Origin of the sequence: Pseudomonas sp. BCRC 81390, assembly GCF_030341915.1 — a bacterium.
In the GTDB taxonomy this organism is placed as follows: Bacteria; Pseudomonadota; Gammaproteobacteria; order Pseudomonadales; family Pseudomonadaceae; genus Aquipseudomonas.
On the sequence record NZ_JATAAG010000066.1, the window covers coordinates 447,011 to 462,035 of the forward strand.

General features: G+C 64.6%; 14 protein-coding genes. 9 read left to right on the plus strand and 5 right to left on the minus strand.

The genetic code is table 11. The features are described from left to right. The first annotated feature begins 30 nt into the window (after positions 1 to 30). Entirely contained in the window at positions 31 to 1,245 is a 1,215-nt protein-coding gene (gene serB / locus QSV36_RS18635; protein ID WP_186672498.1) for a phosphoserine phosphatase SerB, read from the plus strand. 132 nt (positions 1,246 to 1,377) lie between these two features. On the opposite strand, the gene asd is transcribed toward serB, so the two are convergent. From asd to QSV36_RS18650, 3 genes are read right to left on the minus strand one after another with little or no spacing between them, the layout of a single operon-like run. Continuing rightward, on the minus strand, positions 1,378 to 2,241 hold the full coding sequence (gene asd, locus QSV36_RS18640; RefSeq protein ID WP_186672500.1) for an archaetidylserine decarboxylase: 864 nt from the start codon (positions 2,239 to 2,241) through the stop codon (positions 1,378 to 1,380). Positions 2,242 to 2,250: 9 nt separating this feature from the next. Next, a complete protein-coding gene (locus QSV36_RS18645) occupies positions 2,251 to 3,060 on the minus strand; it encodes a rhodanese-like domain-containing protein (RefSeq protein ID WP_289133688.1) in 810 nt (269 codons plus the stop codon). 43 nt (positions 3,061 to 3,103) lie between these two features. Continuing rightward, complete coding sequence (locus QSV36_RS18650) at positions 3,104 to 4,639, minus strand: HDOD domain-containing protein (RefSeq protein ID WP_289133689.1); 1,536 nt, start codon at positions 4,637 to 4,639, stop codon at positions 3,104 to 3,106. Positions 4,640 to 4,769: 130 nt separating this feature from the next. Here QSV36_RS18650 and motA point away from each other — a divergent pair, with 130 nt between their 5' ends. Both motA and motB read left to right on the plus strand, forming a co-directional pair. Next, complete coding sequence (gene motA / locus QSV36_RS18655; RefSeq protein ID WP_289133690.1) at positions 4,770 to 5,621, plus strand: flagellar motor stator protein MotA; 852 nt, start codon at positions 4,770 to 4,772, stop codon at positions 5,619 to 5,621. Positions 5,622 to 5,624: 3 nt separating this feature from the next. After that, a complete protein-coding gene (gene motB / locus QSV36_RS18660; protein ID WP_289133691.1) occupies positions 5,625 to 6,641 on the plus strand; it encodes a flagellar motor protein MotB in 1,017 nt (338 codons plus the stop codon). Between the two features lie 148 nt (positions 6,642 to 6,789). Here the strand turns inward: motB and rsgA are convergent, their stop codons facing one another. Then, complete coding sequence (gene rsgA, locus QSV36_RS18665) at positions 6,790 to 7,821, minus strand: small ribosomal subunit biogenesis GTPase RsgA (protein ID WP_289133692.1); 1,032 nt, start codon at positions 7,819 to 7,821, stop codon at positions 6,790 to 6,792. Between the two features lie 144 nt (positions 7,822 to 7,965). Here rsgA and orn point away from each other — a divergent pair, with 144 nt between their 5' ends. Both orn and QSV36_RS18675 read left to right on the plus strand, forming a co-directional pair. Further along, positions 7,966 to 8,508: an oligoribonuclease gene (gene orn, locus QSV36_RS18670; RefSeq protein WP_170033023.1), complete on the plus strand. Its 543-nt coding sequence runs from the start codon at positions 7,966 to 7,968 to the stop codon at positions 8,506 to 8,508. 100 nt (positions 8,509 to 8,608) lie between these two features. Next, a complete protein-coding gene (locus QSV36_RS18675; protein ID WP_170033022.1) occupies positions 8,609 to 9,220 on the plus strand; it encodes a trimeric intracellular cation channel family protein in 612 nt (203 codons plus the stop codon). Between the two features lie 15 nt (positions 9,221 to 9,235). Here the strand turns inward: QSV36_RS18675 and queG are convergent, their stop codons facing one another. Further along, positions 9,236 to 10,300, minus strand: coding sequence for a tRNA epoxyqueuosine(34) reductase QueG (queG, locus tag QSV36_RS18680; RefSeq protein WP_289134221.1), 1,065 nt, complete (start codon positions 10,298 to 10,300; stop codon positions 9,236 to 9,238). Between the two features lie 65 nt (positions 10,301 to 10,365). On the opposite strand from queG, the gene QSV36_RS18685 reads away from it, so the two are divergent. Genes QSV36_RS18685 through mutL form a run of 4 tightly spaced genes read left to right on the plus strand, consistent with a single transcriptional unit; the run spans position 10,366 to position 15,024 of the window. Further along, positions 10,366 to 11,226, plus strand: coding sequence for an NAD(P)H-hydrate dehydratase (locus tag QSV36_RS18685; RefSeq protein WP_289133693.1), 861 nt, complete (start codon positions 10,366 to 10,368; stop codon positions 11,224 to 11,226). A 2-nt stretch (positions 11,227 to 11,228) separates the two neighbouring features. Next, the gene (tsaE, locus tag QSV36_RS18690) at positions 11,229 to 11,687 is read left to right on the plus strand and encodes a tRNA (adenosine(37)-N6)-threonylcarbamoyltransferase complex ATPase subunit type 1 TsaE (RefSeq protein ID WP_502945723.1); all 459 of its coding nucleotides are present in this window, start codon (positions 11,229 to 11,231) and stop codon (positions 11,685 to 11,687) included. Between the two features lie 11 nt (positions 11,688 to 11,698). After that, on the plus strand, positions 11,699 to 13,129 hold the full coding sequence (locus QSV36_RS18695) for an N-acetylmuramoyl-L-alanine amidase (protein WP_289133695.1): 1,431 nt from the start codon (positions 11,699 to 11,701) through the stop codon (positions 13,127 to 13,129). Next, on the plus strand, positions 13,126 to 15,024 hold the full coding sequence (gene mutL / locus QSV36_RS18700) for a DNA mismatch repair endonuclease MutL (protein WP_289133696.1): 1,899 nt from the start codon (positions 13,126 to 13,128) through the stop codon (positions 15,022 to 15,024). The genes QSV36_RS18695 and mutL overlap by 4 nt, the downstream gene beginning before the upstream one ends. Position 15,025: the final 1 nt, after the last annotated feature.

Sequence of the window (15,025 nt, forward strand, 5' to 3'; positions counted from 1 at the left end):
CGCATTTTTCATCGAAGTCGGAGCCAGGTTGTGCGCGAAATCGTCCTGATAAACATCACCGGTGAGGACCGTCCCGGTCTCACTGCGGCCATCACCGGCGTCCTGCTGCAGGGCGGTGTGAGTATCCTCGACATTGGCCTGGCCGTCATGCACGGCACCCTGTCGTTCGGCATCCTGGTCGACATTCCGGACAACGAAGTGGCGACTGCCTTGCTGCAAAGCGTGCAGGCCAAGGCCCACGAGCTGAACCTGCAGGCCCGCTACACGCCGATTTCCGAGGCCGACTACCAGCACTGGGCCGACGGCCAGGGCGAGGCGCGCCACATCGTCACCCTGCTCAGCCGCAAGATCACCCCCGAGCAACTGCAGCGGGTGAGTGCGGTAATCAGCCAGTATGGCCTGACCATCGAGCGTATCGAGCGCCTGTCGGCCCGTGTCGCGCTGGATGCCCAGACCGGCAAAGGCAAGGCGGCCATCGAGATCTCCGTGCGTGGTGTGCCGAGCGATGGCCAGGCCCTGCGTGCCGATTTCTTCGCACTGGCCGAGGAACTGAGCATTGATATCGCTTTTCAGAAGGACGACCTGTTCCGCCGCAACCGTCGCCTGGCGGTGTTCGACATGGACTCGACGCTGATCGAAGCCGAAGTCATCGATGAACTGGCCAAGGCCGCCGGTGTGGGCGAACAGGTGGCGGCAATCACCGAGCGCGCCATGCGCGGCGAGCTGGACTTCCGCGCCAGCTTCAAGGAGCGCATGGCGCTGCTCAAAGGGCTGGATGTCGGGGTGTTGGACGAAATCGGCGCTTCGCTGCGCCTGACCGAGGGGGCCGAGAATTTGTTCGCCGAGCTCAAGCGCCTGGGCTACAAGACCGCGATCCTGTCCGGTGGCTTCACTTATTTTGCGCGCCAGGTACAGGCGCGCCTGGGTATCGATTACGTGTTCGCCAACGAGCTGGAAGTGGTCGATGGCAAGGTCACCGGCGTGGCCGTGGAACCCATCGTTGATGCCCAGCGCAAGGCCGAGCTGCTGCAGAAGCTGGCCAGCGAAGAAGGCCTGGAGCTGGAGCAGACCATTGCCGTGGGCGATGGTGCCAACGACCTGCCGATGCTGTCACTGGCTGGCCTGGGCGTGGCGTTCCGCGCCAAGCCGCTGGTCCGCCAGTCGGCCAAGCAGGCGATTTCCACCCTGGGGCTGGATGGGGTCTTGTACCTGCTGGGTGTGCGTGACCGCGACGCGCGCGGCTGATCTGCAAATTCGCGGCTGCTTCGCAGCCTTTTCGCGACACAAGGCCGCTCCCACAGGTAATCGCATACCTCCTGTGGGAGCGGCCTTGTGTCGCGATGGGCCGCAAAGCGGCCCCAGCGATATATCAGGCAGTCAAGCCTGCACGGGCATCGCCAGCTGCTGCCCCATGCGTACCGCAGAGCCAGCACCCAGCGTCTCGGCCCATTTCACCTGCTCTGGCCCGAACAGCACGATAGCAGTCGAGCCCAGCTTGAAGCGGCCCAGCTCCGCCCCTTTTTCCAGGTGGATCGGTGCGCGGCTGGCTTCGTCGTAACGGAAGGTCTTCAATTCGCGCTTGGGCGGCGTCACCAGCCCGGCCCACACGGTCTCGATCGAGGCGACGATCATCGCACCCACCAGTACCACGGCCATCGGCCCACGTTCGGTATCGAACAGGCACACCACGCGTTCGTTGCGGGCGAACAGCTCGGGGACGTTTTCGGCGGTAGTCTGGTTGACCGAGAACAGGCGGCCCGGCACATAGACCATTTCGCGCAGGGTACCGGCCAGCGGCATGTGTACGCGGTGGTAGTCCTTCGGCGACAGGTAGATGGTGGCGAACTCGCCGCCCATGAACGGTGCGGCCATCGCCGGGTCACCGCCCAGCAGTTCCTGGGCGCTGAAGCCGTGGCCCTTGGCCTGGAAGATGCGGCCGTGCTCGATCGGACCCAGCTGGCTGACGGCACCGTCGGCCGGGCACAGGATGGCGCCCGGGGTTTCGTCCAGTGGGCGCGCGCCAGGCTTCAGGGCGCGGGTGAAAAACGCATTGAAGTGCTCGTAGGCGCTCAGGTCTTCGACCAAAGCTTCGGCCATGTTCACCTGGTAGCGCTTGGCGAACCAGGCGGTAAAGGCGTTCTTGAACCAGCGCACACGGCATTCGGCGATGCAGCCGGCCAGGCGCGACAGCAGATGGTGCGGCAGCAAGTACTGGCTGATGATGAACAAACGGGATTTCATGCAGGTTCCTTAGACTTCTACAGGCGTGTCCGGGTGGTTGCCCCATTCGCTCCACGAGCCGGCGTAGGCCTTGACGCGTGGGTAGCCGAGGGCCTTGGCCACCAGGTAGGTGAAACCGGAGCGGCGGTGGGATTGGCAATGGGTGATCACTTCCTTGTCAGGGGTGATACCCAGTTTCTGCAGGACTTCGGCGATGTCCGGGCGGATGCGCAGGTGGTCGTTGAGGTCCATGCCGGCCGTCCACTCGAAGTTGATTGCACCGGGAATGTGGCCGCCCCTGGCTGCCAGCACTTTCTCGCCGCGGAATTCCTGCGGGCCCCGGGCATCCCAGATGACCAGGTCTTCCGCGCCCAGGCGGCTTTGCAGGTATTCGCGGGTGGCTGTGGGCGCCGTGTCGATGCGCAGCTGCACGGGGGTATTACCGCTGGCGGGCACTTCGGTGGAGAGCTTGTCGGCCGGCCACGCCTGGATGCCGCCGTTCAGGTAGTGGTAGTGCTTGTGGCCGATCACATCGAGCAGCCAGATGAAGCGCCCGGCCCAGCCGCCACCTTCATCGTCGTAAACCACATACACCGCATCGTCGCGGTGGCCGAGTTCACTGAACAGCTTCTCCAGATCGGCCTGGGCCGGCAGCAGGCCGGGCGCAGGCGGTTGGCCAAGCTGGGTGCGCTTGCCTTCGACGAAGCGTGCACCGGGGATGTGCCCGCTGGTATAGCGGTTGCTACTGCTCAAGTCGACCAGGATCAGCTGTGGCGAACCGAGGCGTGGCAGCAAGTCTGCAGCTTCTATTACCAGGGGCAGGCCGGAAAAGTCAGTCATCCACGGTCTCCAGTTGCAAAGAGGGGCGATTGTAGCGCAAGGCTCAGGCCTTGCGGTTGGCAAACACCGACAGCGCCCGCTCGGTGCATTGTGCGGTCTTGGCGAAAGCCTGCACGCTGACCTCGGCCAGCGGTCGGCTACCTTGGTCGGCCACCATCAGCATCAACACCTGGTCGTTCACCGCCAGCGAGCGCAGCAGCACGTGCTCGCTGCTGAACAAGGCCCGCAGCGGGGCCGGCAGCAGCGCCGAGAACTGGCTATGGTTTTCCGGGGTGATGCGCAGTTGGCCGGCCTGGGCCAGCAGCTTTTGCAGCAGTTTGTTTTGCGACACCTGCAGGGTGAGGGCCCCGGCCTCCTTGGGCAACCCGGCGAACTGCTGCACGCGCAGTTGATCGTTGGCCTTGTCCAGGCTCAACAGCAGGACGCGCTGCATGCCGCAGGCCAACAGGGCTTCGAGGGCCTGGGTGGCCAGGTGCACGCTGTTGGTGAACGGGCTGGGTTGGGCCAGCAGGTGCTGACACAGCTTGCGCCAGCGCGCCAGTTCGTCGTTGCTGGGCGGTGGCGGTGCCAGCATGTCCGGATGCGGGCGGCGCTGGTGCCAAGGCCAGATCAGCGCTTCGGCCGGGTGGAACAGGGCGTGCTGGGCATGGCGGCGGGCACTGGCCGCTGCCTGCTGGTGCACCTGCTGCTGTACGTCTTCCAGCGAAGTCTGCAGGTACAGCGCGGTCAACAGCTGCCAGCGCAGCAGGTGCGGGTTGTCCCAGCCCACCTGTGCTGCCAGGGCCAGGTTGTTGGCCAAAAGCACGGTATTGGCCGGTTGGTTGAACCAGCGACGCAGGCCGGGCTCGGCATCCAGGCGATGTTGCTGGCTGAGCAGGTCCGGATCGCGGGCGATGTTGAGCACCTGGGCCAGTTGTTCGCGCTCTTCCAGCAGCAGGCGATAACCCTGGGTCACCCACTGTGGCAGGCGCCAGTACTCTGCCATGGTCTGGCACAGCGTCATGATGCGCACGCCAAACAGCTGCTCCTCGACATGGGCGGCGTCTTCACCCTTGTGGATAACCCGCAATTCCCAGGTGTCGAGCAGCTTGGGGTAGGCCAGCGCCAGCGGCCACAGTGGTGCCAGGAACAGTAGGCTGCCCCAGTGAATTTCCTGCCACAGGCGTGCCAGGCGGCTGGCGAACAGGCCGCTGGCCTGCTGCGAGGCGTGCTGGCTGATCAGCTGGAATTGGCACAGTACCGGCGGGATCTCTTCGGCAGGCAGCGCAGGCAGACGCTTGAGCAGTTGTTCGCTGCGCTCCAGGCCCAGCCGGTTGAGGGCGACCTCCAAGCTCTCGGCCGGCTCGGCCAGGCTGGCATTGGTGGGGTGATTGGCTTCGCGCATCACCGACAGCACCAGCGCCGGGCTATCCTGCATCAGTTCGGCGATATCGCGCAGCGAGCGGCGGCTATCGTGGATCGCGGCCATGACCCGGTCGTAGCTGTGCTTCGGCACCGGGATGCGAACACTCTCGAGCAGCTTTACCCAGGCCTCTAGTGTACGTGGGGCCTGAGCGGGCACCTTGGTTTCAATTGTCATTTTGACATCAGTCCGAACTGGCTTTTCGCAATGAGTGGCTATAGTCTGGCGCAGTTCTGCCGATAAGTAGAAGAAGAGTTTTCAGGCTCCCGTCTCTTCCCCTGACCACGACAGCAAGTGCTTTGAACCTATGGCTAAAATTATCGGCATCATCGTCGTATTCGCGAGCGTGCTCGGCGGATACGTGCTCTCCCACGGCAAGATCGCGGCGCTGATCCAGCCGTTCGAAGTACTGATCATCGGCGGTGCGGCCTTTGGTGCGTTCCTGCAGGCCAACCCTGGCTACATGACCATGCACGTCATCAAGAAGTCGATGAAGATGTTCGGCTCGCGCTTCAGCCATGCTTTCTACCTGGAAGTACTGGGCCTGGTGTACGAGATCCTCAACAAGAGCCGTCGCGAAGGCATGATGGCCATCGAGGCCGATATCGAGGACGCCGCAGCCAGCCCGATCTTTGCCAAGTACCCGACTGTGCTGGCCGACGAGCGCATGACCGCGTTCGTCTGCGACTACCTGCGCATCATGTCCACCGGCAACATGGCGCCGCACGAGCTCGAAGGCCTGTTCGACATGGAACTGTTGAGCATGAAGGAAGAGCTGGAGCACCCGTCCCACGCGGTAACCGGCATCGCCGACGGCATGCCAGGGTTTGGTATCGTTGCGGCGGTACTGGGTATCGTGGTGACCATGGCCTCGCTCGGCGATGGTGACCAGGCCTCCATCGGCCTCCATGTGGGTGCGGCGCTGGTAGGCACCTTCTTCGGTATTCTGGCCGCCTACGGCTTCTTTGGGCCGTTGGCCAAGTGCCTGGAGCACGATGCCAAGGAAGAACTGAACCTCTACGAATCGATCAAGGCTTCGCTGGTGGCCTCGGCCTCGGGCATGCCGCCTTCGCTGGCGGTGGAATTCGGGCGCAAGGTGCTGTACCCCAAGCACCGCCCAAGCTTTGCCGAACTGGAACAAGCGGTTCGCGGTCGCTGAGTCATGGAGAACAATCAGCCCATCATCGTCAAGCGCGTCAAGCGCTATGGCGGCGGCCATCACGGCGGCGCCTGGAAAATCGCCTTCGCCGACTTCGCCACGGCGATGATGGCGTTCTTCCTGGTGCTGTGGTTGTTGTCCACGGCCACGCCGGAGCAGAAGATCGCCATTGCCGGCTACTTCAAGGATCCGATCGGCTTTTCGGAAAGCGGTACGCCGTACATCATCGACCTGGGTGGCTCACCGCAGCTGGCCCCGGAAAAGACCATCAACCCGGAGGCCAAATCGGAGCCGACGCCTGATACCAGCATCCAGCTGGACAAGGATCAGGTGGAGACCATGGCCGAACAGGTCGAGCGCGAGCGTCTGGAGCTGTTGCTGCAAGAGCTGCAGAACAAGGTTGAGGAAAACCCGCAACTGCAGAAGTTCAAGGATCAGATCCTGTTCGAGATCACCCAGGACGGCTTGCGCATCCAGATCATGGATGCCGAGAACCGGCCAATGTTCGACATCGGCAGTGCGCGCCTGCAGCCTTACTTCGAAGACATCCTGCTGGCCATGGCCGACACCATCAAGGCGGTGCCGAACAAGATCAGCATCAGTGGCCACACCGATGCCAAGCCTTATGCGGGCAGTGGTGAGTTCGGCAACTGGGAGCTGTCGGCCAACCGGGCCAACGCCGCGCGTCGTGCGCTGGTGGCTGGTGGCTATCCGGATGGCCAGGTGGCGCGGGTGGTGGGTTATGCCTCGTCGTCGCTGTTCGACCGCAACAACCCGTTCAACCCGGTCAACCGCCGCATCGACATCATCGTGCTGACCAAGAAGGCCCAGCGTAACATTGAAGGTGAACAAGGCACCCCGGAGAAACCGGCTGCCGCACCGGCCACTCCGGCTGCACCGGCGACCCCGGCTGCATCAGATGCGACCGAACAGGCCCCGATGCAGCCACGTGAGCTGCGCCAGAAGCTGAACATCTTCGAGGAAGGCACCCTGAAGATGGATGAGTCCAAGGAGCAGTAAGCCCCCACGCCTGCGCGTCCCCTTGTAGGAGCGACCTTGCGTCGCGAAGGGGCGCGCAACGGCCCCAGCTATCAGCATTGATGCTATTTTCGCCGGGGCCGCATTGCGGCCCTTTCGCGACACAAGGCCGCGCCTGCAGCCGTGTACTTCAGTAAGCGTCTTCCGGCAGGCTGGCGATGATCGAGCGGTAGCTGTTCATCCGTTGCGGTTTGATACGCCCCTCGTCCAGCGCCTTGAGCAGCGCACAGCCGGGTTCACGGTCATGCTTGCAATCACGGAAGCGGCAGGTGCCGAACAGGTCGCGGAACTCGATGAAGCCATCTTCCACATCGCTGCGGCTGACGTGGCCAAGGCCAAATTCGCGGATGCCCGGCGAGTCGATCAGGTCACCGCCATTTGGGAAGTGGTACAGCCGCGCAGTGGTGGTGGTGTGGGTGCCCTGGCCAGACCATTCCGACAAGTCGCCGACGCGAGTGCCGGCGTCCGGCAGCAGGCTGTTCACCAGCGACGATTTGCCCACCCCCGACTGACCAACGAACACGCTGATGTGGCCGTCGAGCATCTGCTGCAGACGTTGCATGCCGTCACCGTGGTGCGCCGATACTTCCAGCAGCGGGTAGCCCAGCTCGCGGTAGACCTCAAGTAGCGCATGCAGGCCCGGGCCGTTCTGGTCATCGATCAGGTCGGCCTTGTTCAGCAGCAGCAGCGGGCGAATGCCGGCATGCTCGGCTGCGACCAGGTAACGGTCGATCAGGTTGGGGTGCGGTTCGGGGGCCGGGGCGAAGACGATCACGATCAGGTCGACGTTGGCCGCCACCGGCTTCAGCTGGCCATGGTTGTTCGGCCGGCACAGCTCGGTGCTGCGCGGCATCTGCGCGACGATCACGCCGATGCCCTGGTTGCCCGCGCGCCAGACCACCCGGTCGCCGGTGACCAGGGCCGGCAGGTTGGCGCGCAAGTGGCAGCGGAACACCTGGCCTGCGGTTTCGCCGTCCTGGGCCTCCACTTCTACCTGCACACCGAAGTGGGCGATCACCAGGCCCAACTGCTCTGGCCCCAGGTCGCCACCCTCCAGTTCCTGCAGCACGTGTTGCTCGCGTTTGGCCGCACGCGCGGCGCGCTCGTTCTGGATTTTTTCGATGCGCCAGTTCTGGCGGCGGTTGAGCTGGCGTTTGGCCATGAAGGTTCCGTGCGTGGTGGGGCGGTTGAAAACGGCAGGCAGTTTAGCACGCCAGGCAGCGGATCATTTCGCTGGCCTTCGTGCCGTGAATGGGCGTGCCCTGGCCACTACGCTACTATGAACGCCTATACGAGGAGCCCCTGCATGCAAAACCCACAGAACCTGATCTGGATCGACCTGGAAATGACCGGCCTGGATCCGGACAGCGACGTCATCATCGAGATGGCCACCATCGTTACCGACAGCGAGCTGAACACCCTGGCCGAAGGGCCGGTGATTGCCATCCACCACAGTGATGAAGTGTTGGCACGCATGGATGAGTGGAACACCCGCACCCATGGTGCGTCGGGCCTGACCCAGCGCGTGCGCGAGAGCAAGGTTGGCATGGCTGAAGCCGAGGCGCAGACCATCGCCTTCCTCGAACAGTGGGTGCCAAAAGGCAAGTCGCCGATCTGCGGCAACAGCATCTGCCAGGACCGCCGCTTTCTCTATCGCCACATGCGCAACCTGGAAAACTACTTCCACTACCGCAACCTGGATGTCTCGACCTTGAAGGAGCTCGCTGCACGCTGGGCGCCATCGGTGCGTGACAGCTTCAAGAAAGGCAACACCCACCTGGCGCTGGACGACATCCGCGAGTCGATCGCCGAGCTGCGCCACTACCGCGAGCACTTCATCAAGCTGTGAGCCGAAAAGGCGCAGATATTCTCTCTGCGCCCCCTTTTGGTGCCATGTGCAACTGGTTAGACTGCGCGCCTTTCTCGCCTGCCCGCACGGACCCCGCGCCATGTTGTTGATGCTTTACCTGATTGCCATCACTGCCGAAGCCATGACTGGCGCGCTGTCTGCCGGCCGTCGCGGCATGGACTGGTTCGGCGTGGTGCTGATTGCCTGTGTCACTGCCCTGGGTGGCGGTTCGGTGCGTGACGTGCTGCTCGGGCACTACCCGCTGACCTGGGTAAAGCATCCGGAGTATCTGGTACTGACCAGTTGTGCAGCGTTGTTGACCATTTTCATCGCGCCGATGATGCGCCGCCTGCGCTCGCTGTTCCTGGTGCTCGATGCCCTGGGGCTGGTGGCCTTTACCCTGATTGGCTGCATGACTGCGCTGGAGATGGGCCAGGGCATGCTGGTGGCATCCCTGAGCGGAGTGATTACCGGGGTATTTGGCGGGATCCTGCGGGATATCTTTTGCAACGACATTCCCTTGGTGTTCCGTCGCGAGTTGTACGCCAGCGTCTCGTTTGCGGCGGCCTGGTTCTACCTGGGCTGCGTGTACTTCAAGGTGCCGGCGGAGCAGGCGATGCTACTGACGTTGTTCGGCGGTTTCCTGTTGCGCCTGCTGGCGATCCGTTTCCACTGGGAAATGCCCAAGTTCCACTACAACGACCAGCAGTGAGCTGAAGCGGTCCCGCTATCCAACGCCGTGCTGCGCCAGCGCCCACTCCACGTGTTCGCGCACCAGTGCCGAGGCATCCTCGCGCCGCGCCTTCAGCGCCTCGATCACCGGAATCGTCGATGGTGCATTGCCCAGCCCTACCGCGAGGTTGCGCAACCAGCGCTCATACCCGGCCCGGCGCAACGGCCCGCCCTCGGTCTTGCGCAGGAAGGTCCTTTCATCCCACAGGAACATCTCGGCCAGCTCGGCATTTTCCAGGCCATGACGTGGCTGGAAGTCCTGTTCCTGGCTGGGCCTGGCAAAGCGGTTCCACGGGCAGACGATCTGGCAATCATCGCAACCGAACACCCGGTTACCCATCTTGGCGCGCAGCTCGACGGGGATCGGCCCCCTCAGTTCGATGGTCAGGTACGAGATGCAACGGCGCGCATCCAGCACATAGGGCCCGACGAAGGCCTGGGTCGGGCAGATGTCCAGGCACGCCTGGCAGCGCCCGCAATGCTCGCTGCTAGTGGCTTCGTCCACCGGCAGCGGCAGGTCGACGAACAGTTCGGCGAGGAAGAAGTAGCTGCCTGCCTTGCGGTTGAGCAACAGCGTGTTCTTGCCGATCCAACCCAGCCCGGCCTGCTCGGCCAGGGCCTTTTCCAGCACGGGGGCGCTGTCGACGAAGGCGCGGTAGCCGAACGGGCCGATGGCCTCCTGAATACGGTCGGCCAGGAATTGCACGCGCTTGCGCACCAGCTTGTGGTAATCCCGCCCCAGCGCGTAGCGCGAAACGTAGGCCTTTTCCGGCTGCGCCAGGCGCTGCGCCATCTGCGTGTCGCCGGGCAGGTAGTCCATGCGCAGCGATACCACGCGCACGGTGCCGGGGATCAGTTGCTCCGGGTGCGCGCGCTTGCTGCCGTGGGCGCCCAGGTACTCCATCTCGCCCTGGTAGCCGGCATCAAGCCAGCGTTGCAGGTGGTGTTCGTGTTCGCCAAGGTCGACCCCGGCGATGCCAACGTGGGCAAAACCGAGTTCTTGGCCCCAAATCTTGATGGATTGGGCCAGTTGGGCGAGGTCAGGCGTACAAGCGGACATGGATGGGCAAGGCATTACGGGCTCAGGTGCGTATAATTCTGCCAGACATTGGAGCCTTTGACCGCATGCCGCAGACCAAACACCCCAGCCATGCCCCGCAACTGCTCAGCAGCGTGAGTGTCGCCCGCCTGCCGGCGCGGCAGGCGCAGGCTCACAAAGGCGACTTCGGCCATGTGCTGGTGGTCGGTGGCGACCTCGGCACCGGTGGCGCCGTGTTGCTCAGCGCCGAAGCCGCGCTGCGCTGCGGTGCCGGCCTGGTCAGTGTGGCAACCCGCCCTGAACACGTTGCTGCCGGCCTGACCCGCATGCCCGAGACCATGTGCCTGGGTGTCGAATCGGCCAACCAGTTGATGGCGGTGCTGGAGCGTGCTTCGGTACTGGTGGTCGGCCCGGGCCTGGGCCAGGCGGCCTGGGGCCGCAGCCTGCTGTCGGCGGTGGCCAATGCCGAGCGCCCGCAGGTGTGGGATGCCGATGCCCTGAACTTGCTGGCGCGCACCCCGCTGGCCCTGCCCAGTGGCAGCATTCTCACTCCGCACCCGGGGGAAGCGGCGCGGCTATTGGGCATTTCCACCGAGGCGGTGCAGGTCGACCGCCAAGGCGCCGCGCGCAAGCTGGCGCGGCGCTACAACAGTGTCTGCGTGCTCAAGGGGGCTGGCACGCTGGTCGCCGACCCGGCCGGGCAGCTGCTGCTGTGCGAACGTGGCCACCCGGCCATGGCCGGTGCCGGGCTGGGCGATGTGCTGACGGGCGTGCTGGCGGCGCTGTTGGCCCAAGGCCTGGATGCCTGGCAGGCAGCGGGGCTGGGAGTATGGCTGCACGCCTGTGCGGGCGAGCGCTTGGGAAGCAAAGGTAGAGGCCTGGCCGCCAGCGATCTGGCACCGGTCATTCGTGAGTTGTTGGAGGAGCATTCTGCGTGTCTGGCTTAAACCTGTTTCTGGCCGATGAAGCGGCCACGGTCGCCTTCGGCGCACAACTGGCCGAGGTGACCGGCGGTCACGGCGTGATCTTTCTGGAGGGTGACCTGGGCGCGGGCAAAACCACGCTGTCGCGTGGCCTGATCCGGGGCCTGGGGCATACTGGTGCAGTGAAAAGCCCGACCTTCACCGTGGTCGAACCCTACGAAATCGGTGAGGTGCGCGCTTTCCACTTCGACCTGTACCGCCTCGTCGATCCGGAAGAGCTGGAGTTCATGGGGATTCGTGACTATTTCGAGGGCGACCCGCTGTGCCTGTTCGAGTGGCCACAAAAGGGTGCGGGCGTTTTGCCAAAGCCTGACCTGACCATTACCATAAGCCCCCAAGCGGGCGGACGCTCGCTGAACCTTTCGCCGCAGGGGGCTCGCGGCGAGGCCTGGTGCGTGGCACTGGCCGAACATTCTAAACAGTAAGTGGGGTAGGTATGCGCATACGCGCACTGGTCGCCATCGTTGGGCTGCTGCTGACAACGGTGACCGTTGACGCTCTGGCCGTCACTCAAGTCAAGAGCATGCGCCTGTGGCGCGCGCCAGACAACACGCGGCTGGTCTTCGACCTGTCTGGCCCTGTGCAGCATAGCGTCTTCACCCTGAGCGCACCGGATCGTCTGGTTATCGACATCAATGGCGCGACCCTGGCTGCGCCGTTGAACGTGGCCACCTCCAACACGCCGATCAGCAGCGTGCGTTCGGCCCAGCGTACCCCGACCGACCTGCGTGTGGTGGTCGACCTGAAAAAGTCGGTCACCCCGAAAAGCTTCACCCTGGCGCCCAATGCCCAGTACGGCAACCGCCTGGTGGTCGACCTGTACGACCAGGAAGCCGACGCCATTGCCGCCAGTGCGCCAACCCCGCCACCGGCGCCGGTACAAACGCCTGCAACCACGCCGGCCGTGCCGGTCACTCCGGCCCAACCCGCGATCAAACTGCCGCCGGTACCCAACGGCAAGCGCGACATCGTGGTGGCCATCGACGCCGGTCACGGTGGCGAAGACCCGGGTGCCTCCGGCTCGCGTGGCCAGCATGAGAAGGACATCGTGCTGCAGATCGCCAAGGAGCTGCAGCGCCAGATCAACAGTGAAAAAGGCTTCCGTGCCGAGCTGACCCGCACCGGCGACTATTTCATCCCGCTGCGCAAGCGTACGGAAATCGCCCGCAAGAAGGGCGCCGACCTGTTCATCTCGATCCATGCCGATGCCGCGCCGTCGCGTGCCGCCTTTGGCGCCTCGGTATTCGCCCTGTCCGACCGCGGCGCCACCTCCGAGACCGCGCGCTGGCTGGCTGATACGGAAAACCGCTCCGACCTGATCGGTGGCGCCGGTAACGTCAGCCTCGACGACAAGGACCGCATGCTCGCCGGGGTGCTGCTCGACCTGTCGATGACTGCCACGCTCAGCTCCAGCCTCAACGTCGGGCAGAAGGTGCTGGGCAACATGGGGCGTATCACCTCGCTGCACAAGCAGCGCGTGGAGCAGGCTGGCTTCATGGTGCTGAAGTCGCCGGATATTCCGTCGATCCTCGTTGAAACCGGGTTCATCTCGAACAACAACGAAGCGGCCAAGCTTGCCACCGCGAGCCACCAGCAGGCCCTCGCCCGTTCGATCCATACGGGTGTGCGCCAGTACTTCCAGCAGAACCCGCCGCCTGGCACCTACATCGCCTGGCTGCGCGACACTGGCAAGATCGCCGCAGGCCCGCGTGAGCACACGGTGCGCCCTGGCGAGACCCTGGCGATGATCGCGGTCCGCTACCAGGTCAGCGTGGCCAGCCTGCGCAGTAGCAACAGCCTCAAGTCCGATGAGCTGAAGGTTGGCCAGCGCCTCGATATCCCTGCCACCACATTGGCCTCGCAATGAGTGGTGGTTCGCGCATCCAGCTGCTCAGCCCGCGGCTGGCCAACCAGATTGCCGCCGGCGAAGTTGTCGAGCGGCCGGCCTCGGTGGCCAAGGAACTGCTGGAAAACAGCCTGGACTCCGGCGCCCGACGCATTGACGTGGAGGTGGAGCAGGGTGGCGTCAAGCTGCTGCGGGTGCGTGACGATGGCAGTGGTATTTCCGCCGACGACCTGCCGCTGGCCCTGGCCCGCCACGCCACCAGCAAGATCCGCGAACTGGAAGACCTCGAAGGGGTGTTGAGCCTGGGCTTTCGCGGCGAGGCCCTGGCCTCGATCAGCTCGGTGGCGCGCCTGACCCTGACTTCACGTACCGCCGGCGCGACCGAGGCCTGGCAGGTGGAAACCGAAGGCCGGGACATGACCCCGCGGGTGCAGCCGGCGGCACATCCGGTAGGCACGTCGGTGGAGGTGCGCGACCTGTTCTTCAACACCCCGGCCCGGCGCAAGTTCCTCAAGGCCGAGAAAACCGAATTCGACCACTTGCAGGAAGTCATCCGGCGCCTGGCACTGGCGCGCTTCGATGTCGGCTTCCACCTGCGCCACAACGGCAAGAGCGTCCTCAGCCTGCATGAGGCTCACGACGAAACCGCCCGGGCGCGGCGGGTCGGCGCCATCTGCGGCCCGGGCTTCATGGAGCAGGCGCTGCCGATCGATGTGGAGCGCAATGGCCTGCGCCTGTGGGGCTGGGTCGGCCTGCCGACTTTCTCGCGCAGCCAGGCCGACCTGCAGTATTTCTTCGTCAATGGCCGTGCAGTGCGCGACAAGCTGGTCGCCCATGCCGTGCGCCAGGCCTACCGCGATGTGCTGTTCAATGGTCGACACCCGACCTTCGTGCTGTTCCTGGAGCTGGAGCCCAACGGCGTCGACGTCAACGTGCACCCGACCAAGCACGAAGTGCGTTTCCGCGAAGGGCGCTCGGTGCACGATTTCCTCTATGGCACCCTGCATCGCGCCTTGGCCGACGTGCGCCCGGAAGACCAGCTGGCCGCGCCTGCCGCCGTGCCTGAAATCATCCGCGCCACCGGGCCGCAGGCCGGCGAGTTCGGCCCACAGGGCGAAATGCGCCTGGCCTCGCCGGTGCTCGAACAGCCACGTGCCCCGCAGCAGTCTTATGCTGGTGGCGGCAGTGGTGCGGGTTACCAGTACCAGTACACCCCGCGCCCTGCGCAACCGCTGCCGGCCGCCGAGGCGCAGGCGGTGTACCGCGAGTTCTACAAGCCGCTGGATGAAGGCGTGGTCCCGGCGTCGACGCTGCCCGAAAGCCAGGGGGATATTCCTCCGCTGGGCTACGCGCTGGCGCAGCTCAAGGGTATCTACATACTGGCCGAGAACGCCATTGGCCTGGTGCTGGTCGACATGCACGCAGCCCACGAACGCATCATGTACGAACGCCTGAAGGTGGCCATGGCCAGCGAAGGCCTCAGTGGCCAGCCGCTGCTGGTGCCCGAAACCCTGGCCCTGAGCCAGCGCGAAGCCGACTGCGCCGAAGAGCATGCGCAATGGTTCCAGCGCCTGGGCTTCGAACTGCAGCGCCTGGGCCCCGAGACGTTGGCTATCCGCCAGATCCCGGCCTTGCTCAAGCAGGCCGAGGCCAACCGCCTGGTGCAGGATGTGCTCGCCGACCTAATGGAATACGGCACCAGCGACCGCATCCAGGCGCACCTGAACGAGCTGCTTGGCACCATGGCCTGCCACGGCGCCGTGCGCGCCAACCGGCGCCTGGCGATCCCCGAAATGAACGCCCTGCTGCGCGACATGGAAAACACCGAGCGCAGCGGCCAGTGCAACCACGGCCGTCCCACCTGGACCCAGATGGGCCTGGACGACCTGGACAAACTCTTCCTGCGCGGTCGATGAC

Coding starts and splice junctions, on each gene's coding strand:
- asd (WP_186672500.1), bottom strand. CDS start 2,241: ATGAAATCCCGTTTGTTCATCATCAGCCAGTACTTGCTGCCGCACCAT.
- QSV36_RS18645 (WP_289133688.1), bottom strand. CDS start 3,060: ATGACTGACTTTTCCGGCCTGCCCCTGGTAATAGAAGCTGCAGACTTG.
- QSV36_RS18650 (WP_289133689.1), bottom strand. CDS start 4,639: ATGACAATTGAAACCAAGGTGCCCGCTCAGGCCCCACGTACACTAGAG.
- motA (WP_289133690.1), top strand. CDS start 4,770: ATGGCTAAAATTATCGGCATCATCGTCGTATTCGCGAGCGTGCTCGGC.
- motB (WP_289133691.1), top strand. CDS start 5,625: ATGGAGAACAATCAGCCCATCATCGTCAAGCGCGTCAAGCGCTATGGC.
- rsgA (WP_289133692.1), bottom strand. CDS start 7,821: ATGGCCAAACGCCAGCTCAACCGCCGCCAGAACTGGCGCATCGAAAAA.
- orn (WP_170033023.1), top strand. CDS start 7,966: ATGCAAAACCCACAGAACCTGATCTGGATCGACCTGGAAATGACCGGC.
- QSV36_RS18675 (WP_170033022.1), top strand. CDS start 8,609: ATGTTGTTGATGCTTTACCTGATTGCCATCACTGCCGAAGCCATGACT.
- queG (WP_289134221.1), bottom strand. CDS start 10,300: ATGTCCGCTTGTACGCCTGACCTCGCCCAACTGGCCCAATCCATCAAG.
- QSV36_RS18685 (WP_289133693.1), top strand. CDS start 10,366: ATGCCGCAGACCAAACACCCCAGCCATGCCCCGCAACTGCTCAGCAGC.
- QSV36_RS18695 (WP_289133695.1), top strand. CDS start 11,699: ATGCGCATACGCGCACTGGTCGCCATCGTTGGGCTGCTGCTGACAACG.
- mutL (WP_289133696.1), top strand. CDS start 13,126: ATGAGTGGTGGTTCGCGCATCCAGCTGCTCAGCCCGCGGCTGGCCAAC.